The organism is Bradyrhizobium sp. 87 (assembly GCF_023073015.1).
Lineage (GTDB): Bacteria > Pseudomonadota > Alphaproteobacteria > Rhizobiales > Xanthobacteraceae > Bradyrhizobium > Bradyrhizobium canariense_D.
Genome location: NZ_JADPIQ010000025.1, coordinates 1 through 976, shown reverse-complemented (window position 1 = coordinate 976; position 976 = coordinate 1). Strand labels below are relative to the sequence as shown.

Below are 976 nucleotides of genomic sequence, written 5' to 3'. Positions count from 1 at the left end.
GGACCGGCCAAACCAGGTGTGGGCGGCCGACATCACGTATTTGCCCATCGGCCGTGGCTTTCTCTATCTCGTCGCCGTCATCGACTGGGCGAGCCGTGCGGTTCTGGCGTGGCGGTTGTCGAACACGATGGACGTCTCGTTCTGCGTGGCGGCTCTGGAAGAGGCGCTGGCGACGTACGGCACGCCGGAGATTTTCAACACCATCGTCATGTTGCGCAGCAGATAGGGATAGATCTTGTGGCCTCGCGTTCGCGCACGTCCTCGCTCTCCCGCCGGACACCCGCGTCAAAAGCTCGGGCCGCCTGGTCCAGCAGTTGCTTCTTCCAGGCATAGATCTGGTTCGCGTGAACCTCATGGCGCTGGCCAGATCGGCCACCGTCGCCTGCTCCCGCACGGCTTCCAGCGCGATCTTTGCCTTCAACGCCGCGTCGATCTTCCGTCGTGTCTTTTCGTCATCATGCCCTCCGTCTATCAAACGGAGCGGCCCTTTTCCAACTAAGCCTCTGGTCCTAAAATCGGGGTCCATTTCAATCATGGTTGCGGGAACACGTTCCAACGGCACCAGAGGTGATCTCTTCACTGACGGTCCGTGTCGTTGTGATGAGCCGTGTCCGGTTGAAGACGTGCATGTAGGACGTCCGACAGTAAGGCTGGCGCGTAGCCCGCCGCCTCAGTGCGAAGCACGAGGTTTTTGCCATTCTTTAAGCAACACTCGCACCACCCCTTTTGCGGCACACTGATTGCTAGGGACGCGGGGCAGAGCCGTTGGTTGCTGCGGATTTTGGAGGGCGGCAGCGACGCCCGCCAAGTCCGGATATAATGTAGGTTTTGCGATGAGCCGGATGAGGCGGTCCGACAGTCGACCTTCTGCCCCGCGCGGTCTCGAAAGACCGCGCTGGTCGGCTGCCTTCATTTCACTGGTTAGTACATGTGCTCTTTACTTATGCTGGAGTCGCCGGAATTCCGAGAAGCCCTA

1 pseudogene is annotated in these 976 nt (G+C 59.9%); it reads left to right on the top strand.

The features are described 5' to 3' along the window. Positions 1 to 202 (top strand): annotated as a pseudogene (locus tag IVB50_RS08145) (DDE-type integrase/transposase/recombinase); the annotation flags it as partial. Positions 203 to 976 lie beyond the last annotated feature (774 nt).